Source organism: Bacillus sp. JJ1764 (genome assembly GCF_036962145.1).
In the GTDB taxonomy this organism is placed as follows: Bacteria; Bacillota; Bacilli; order Bacillales; family Cytobacillaceae; genus Neobacillus.
This window is the reverse complement of the sequence record NZ_JBALNY010000078.1, coordinates 1-5462: the sequence shown is the minus strand read 5'-3', so window position 1 is coordinate 5462 and position 5462 is coordinate 1. Positions and strand designations below refer to the sequence as shown.

The 5462-nt window shown below is 39.2% G+C and carries 4 protein-coding genes; all 4 read left to right on the top strand.

Features of this window, described 5'->3' with window-relative positions; translation table 11 throughout:
• The first annotated feature begins 73 nt into the window (after positions 1–73).
• A complete protein-coding gene (locus tag V7083_RS12305) occupies positions 74–265 on the top strand; it encodes a YbxH family protein (RefSeq protein WP_335478086.1) in 192 nt (63 codons plus the stop codon).
• Positions 266–649: 384 nt separating this feature from the next.
• The gene (locus V7083_RS12300; RefSeq protein ID WP_335478084.1) at positions 650–3232 is read left to right on the top strand and encodes a DEAD/DEAH box helicase; all 2583 of its coding nucleotides are present in this window, start codon (positions 650–652) and stop codon (positions 3230–3232) included.
• A gap of 32 nt (positions 3233–3264) precedes the next feature.
• On the top strand, positions 3265–3822 hold the full coding sequence (locus V7083_RS12295; RefSeq protein WP_335478082.1) for a GNAT family N-acetyltransferase: 558 nt from the start codon (positions 3265–3267) through the stop codon (positions 3820–3822).
• A 129-nt stretch (positions 3823–3951) separates the two neighbouring features.
• Entirely contained in the window at positions 3952–5367 is a 1416-nt protein-coding gene (gene dacB / locus V7083_RS12290; protein WP_335478080.1) for a D-alanyl-D-alanine carboxypeptidase/D-alanyl-D-alanine endopeptidase, read from the top strand.
• Positions 5368–5462: the final 95 nt, after the last annotated feature.

The window sequence follows — 5462 nt, the reverse complement described above, 5'->3', positions numbered from 1 at the left end:
AAGTTTAACAGAGCCTAAATAAATGAACTTTTTTATGCTTATACTATAAAAAAAATCCAATAGGGGGATGATCATGGGTGCAATTGAACGAAACGGCTTTCGCTTTGTTCCAGAATATAGTGTAATCCAGCAAAGCGGAGCTATTCACGTTTACAAAAAAGAACAATTTATTGAGGAAATTCAATTTGATTTTAGTGGAAAGTTCCCGGAGCTTGATCAAATAGAGAAAATCGTGGATCATTATTGTGATGAACATAAAATATAAAGAACGCTTGTTCGCATATGTGTGTGGTGGTATAATAGAAAATGCAATAGAATAGGTTATCTCAAGGGTGGCGGCTCATTCCCTGTGAAAGGGGGTGATGCTGTTTGACAGTTTTTCAAGGATTGATGTTTGCTATATCATTTGCAAGTCTCATTGTCGCGATTCTGTCTTTTCACCAAAAAAAATAATCCACCCTTGAGCCGGCAAGCATAAGCGGTGGATTCTCGTTTCAATTTAGCCGATTCCCACTTGGGAAACCTCTATTGCATGACCGGGCGAGTTAACCCCATGCTCGGTCTTTTTTACTATATGCACATCTATATGATCATTATACATAAATCCGTTAGAAAAAGAAATCAAATTGACAAGTTGAGGAGTGATTTTTTGAGTAAGTTGACAACGGTGTATCCTGAAGCTGTTGAACAAACCAAACTGAAGCTTTATGAGGATATTGACCGATATCTTGAACTAAAGGAGACACTTCCATCATTCGAGCAGTACCTATCTGATCGCAAGCATTATATCGAGCAGATTTGGGTTAATGTATGGCTAAATAAGGTGACAAATGATGTTCCTAAAAATGAAAAAAAAGCATTTTTAAGTGAAAAGGGATACGAAGTACAAGGTGTAGACCGGAAGCTGATTAATAAGCTTTTTCGTGATGAAATGAGAGAGTACCAGCCATTTGATGCTCTAACTTGGCTTTATGAGATGTTTGAAGGACAAAAAGAAAAATGGTCGCTTCGTTTCAAAGAGGCAAAAGAACAATTTATCAAACGGGAAGAACAATCGAAAATAGCGGAACAAAAGGCAGATCTTACGGAGGAAATCGAAGATATTGCCGCCAGGATTTTGGAAGAGCAGTATCTGAATATATATGTCTATGTTCGATATTTTGTTGCTAAACAACTAACAGCTGACTTGAAAAATAATGTAAAGTTTCAATCTATCAATCCGGCTGCTTTAGAAGAAAAATTAATCAATCAAGGGGAATTTAATCCTAATGCGTATCAAACGGTCTCGCAATTTTTTACTGAGCTTACGGGAGAAATACAAAAATCGCCGGCATTTGGAAGAAGTTACTTTGAATATCAAACCTATTTTTATTTGTATGAGAGCTTAATATCTGATTATCTTTCTGACTTAGTTCCGGAAAAAGTCTTCCAAATGTTACCGAATGATTTAAAGGAAGATTTTCTTGATATAACCAATGAGCAACTTTCGATTTCTTTTGTAAAAGGAATGATGGGTGAGCTCCTTTATGACCTTGAAGGATTTATTTTAGAGGATATCCAAGAAGAGTATGTTGCTGATTTGCTAAAAATTTCAGATCTCCCATTTGAGTTACATACTCATAAAAATATCCTTGAACAGGATATAGAAGGGCGCGAACAGAAAAGGATAGAGGAACTCGCAGAAATTCAGCGTAAAAAAGCTGAAGAAGAACGGATTATGCGGGATATCTTTGGTACTGAATACGATCCTTCTTTAAAAAGAGGAATCAGGTATGTGTTACATATTGGCGAAACTAATACAGGAAAAACCCATCATGCCCTTGAGCAAATGAAACAGGCATCAAGCGGGGTGTATCTAGCTCCGCTGAGACTGTTGGCCCTTGAGGTATATGATAAATTAAACAGCGAAGGTACACCATGCTCTCTAAAAACGGGGGAAGAAGAGAAAACTGTAGCCAATGCTTCCCATATTTCCTGTACGGTCGAAATGTTTCATGAAAAAGAGTACTATGAAGTGGTCGTTATTGATGAAGCTCAAATGATTGCGGATAAGGACCGTGGTTTTTCTTGGTATAAAGCTATTACAAAGGCAAACGCAGAAGAAGTTCATATCATTGGAAGCCGAAATTCAAAAGAGATGCTGCTAGAGCTTTTAGGTAACTCCCAAATTGAAATCTACGAGTACACAAGAGACACACCCCTTGAGGTGGAACCAAAAGAGTTTCATATCAAGCATATTAAAAAAGGGGATGCTTTGATTTGTTTTTCGAGAAGGCGAGTGCTTGAGATCGCATCACGGTTGCAAAATAATGGCCACTCAGTAAGCATGATTTATGGAAGTATGCCTCCTGAAACAAGGAAAAAGCAAATCGAGCAATTTAATAAAGGAAAAACGAAGGTCATTGTCGCCACCGATGCGATCGGAATGGGCTTAAACTTGCCAATTCGCCGAATTGTGTTCTTGGAAAATGAGAAATTCGATGGGACTCGGAGAAGGCTGCTTACGTCTCAGGAAGTAAAGCAAATTGCTGGTCGAGCCGGCAGAAAAGGTATTTATGACATAGGTAAAGTTGCATTTACAAGTGATATTAAAAAGATGAAAAATCTCTTGCTGCAAGAGGATCGGCCCGTACAGACGTTTTCAATTGCACCAACGAGCACTGTTTTTGAACGTTTTCAAAGATATTATCGGGATTTGGGTACCTTTTTTGAATTATGGGAGAAGTTTGAGAGCCCTAAAGGTACGAAAAAGGCGGCCCTGTCTGAGGAAAGATCTCTTTATAAGAAAATTGTCGGTACTGAAATAGAAGCAAGATTATCCTTAACGGATTTATACGGATTTTTACATCTTCCTTTTGCCAAGAATGAACCGTTGTTGACAAAGCAATGGGAAGATACGATGTATGCCATTATTGACGGAAGTGAACTTCCCGAACCACTAGTAAAAGAGCGCAGCCTTGAAGAATTGGAATTGAGCTATAAGGCAGTCGGTCTCCATTTACTGTTTTTGTATCGGCTAGGTGAGCGTACAGAAGTTGTTTATTGGGAGAGGCTGCGTTTAGATATCAGTGACAAGGTGCAGGAGAGATTAAAAACAGACATTAAAAAGTTCGAAAAAAAGTGTAAAAACTGCGGTAAAAAATTGCCTTGGGACCATTCTTTCCCAACATGTGAAGCATGTTATCGAACAAGATATAAACGGTATTGGGAGGATGAGCAAGACTTTTTATAGATATAGAAATTTAGACTAGGGGAGTGTTACGGTTGGTAAAAGTGGAAGTAAGGAGACCGAAGCAGGAAGAACGGGAGGAGTTAAATCAGTTTTTCTCATTGGTTATCAAAGATACATTTTTAAAGGAAGGTATATCCGACCTTGTATACGATATGGAAGAAGAAATTGAAACAAAAAATCAATATCTGCAAGCTGATTTTGACAGCAATGGGAGGAATCGTTATTTCTTAATAGCCGCAACCGGCGATAAAATAATCGGAACTATTGCTTTTGGCTCTTCCAATTCATTAATTCAGGAGTGCTCCGAGGGCGATTTGACAGATTTGATCGAAATTGGGACCGTATATATTCATCCCGATTACCAAAACCGTGGCATCGGAACATTACTCCTAAATACCATGCTTCTTACCTTAATGAATAAAGGAGTCGAAGAGTTTTGTTTGGATAGCGGGTATAAAAATGCCCAAAAGATCTGGAGAAAGAAATTGGGAGAACCAGATTACTGGATGAAGAATTATTGGGGCGAAGGAAGCGACCATATGATTTGGCACAGGTTGCTGAAAGAAATCCCCGTTTTATTCACGATATAAAAGTTGAGAGGAGTCCGAATGACGGAACTCCTTTTTTTATGAAAAGAATGTCAAGGATTTGGAGAAACTTATAAAAAAAGGGTAAGGGTGGAAAAATGCGAGCTCTATTTATTTGNNTGTATATCCATAATGGTTTTTGCTTTTACAGAGCATGAAAAGGTGCAGGCCTCAGTAAATCATGAAGTTCTGTCTAATCAACTTAACACTTTCATGGCTAATGATCCAAATCTTAAGGGAGCCATAGCCGGGATCAGTATACGATCTGCTTTAAACGGCAGGGAGATTTATCAGCATAATGGTGGAATCCGCTTAAGACCGGCTTCCAATATGAAACTATTAACAGCCGCAGCAGCATTGGATGTATTAGGTGAGAATCATACCTTTTCATCCTCTTTATATTCTGATGGTCCGCTGAAAAAGAAAACACTTCATGGGAATCTTTATCTTAAAGGCGGCGGCGATCCTACCTTATTAAAAAAAGATTTTGATCAAATGGCTGCAGAACTTCACAAACAGGGAATGAAAAGAATAAATGGGGACCTGATTGGTGATGATACCCATTTTGATGATGTCCGATTATCGTTGGACCTTCCTTGGAGTGATGAAACCACTTATTACGGTGCGCAGATTTCCGCTTTAACCGTTTCTCCAACAAAAGATTACGATGCAGGTACTGTAGTCGTCACCGGTTATCCGGGAAAAAAACAAGGAGATCAAGTCCGCTATACCATTACTCCAAAAACAAATTATGTAAAAATAATCAATCATGCTAAAACTGCAGCGGAGCAAGAAAAAAAGAACCTAACCATTGAAAGAGTTCATGCTAAAAATATCATAAAATTAGAGGGTCAACTTCCAGTAAATGCAAAAGAAAAAAAAGAATGGGTTGCCGTTTGGAATCCGACAAGGTATGCTCTAACTCTTTTTAAACAATCATTGGCTGAAAAGGGGATTAAAGTAACTGGGAAAATAAAGACTGGGGTGGTGCCTGACACCGCAACTGTTTTAACCAATCATCCATCCATGCCATTGTCTCAAGTGCTCATTCCATTTATGAAATTGAGCAACAACACACACGCGGAGGTTCTGGTGAAAGAAATGGGCAAAGTGGTGAGGGGAGAAGGTTCTTGGGAAAAGGGTCTAGAAGTGCTAGAGGATACCTTGGCCAAGCAGGGATTAGACACCGGGAACATGGTCATGAGGGACGGTTCAGGTGTATCTCATGTAGACCTTGTTCCGGCAAGCCAAATTTCACAGTTGCTTTTTTCCGTGCAAAAGGAGAGCTGGTTTCCGGCCTTTTTGTATTCATTGCCTGTTGCTGGTATAAAGGAAAAAATGGTTGGAGGCTCTCTCAGGTATCGGATGAAAGGACTTCATGTCATGGCGAAAACTGGTTCACTTTCCACCGTCAGTTCCCTATCGGGTTACGTAAAAACCAAAAGTGGTGAGACCTTGATTTTTTCTATACTGCTCAATAATTTACTGGACGGGGACAAAGGGAAAAGAATAGAAGACCAAATTGTACAGGTGCTGGCATCACAGTGACATAAAGTGAGTGTGACGGATGACAAACGAATTTTTGCAGAGAATCAGGTAGGATGTCTTTCATGAGGGTGGTGAAAGACAAACTAGAGCGGGAA

Coding starts and splice junctions, on each gene's coding strand:
- V7083_RS12305 (WP_335478086.1), top strand. CDS start 74: ATGGGTGCAATTGAACGAAACGGCTTTCGCTTTGTTCCAGAATATAGT.
- dacB (WP_335478080.1), top strand. CDS start 3,952: ATGGTTTTTGCTTTTACAGAGCATGAAAAGGTGCAGGCCTCAGTAAAT.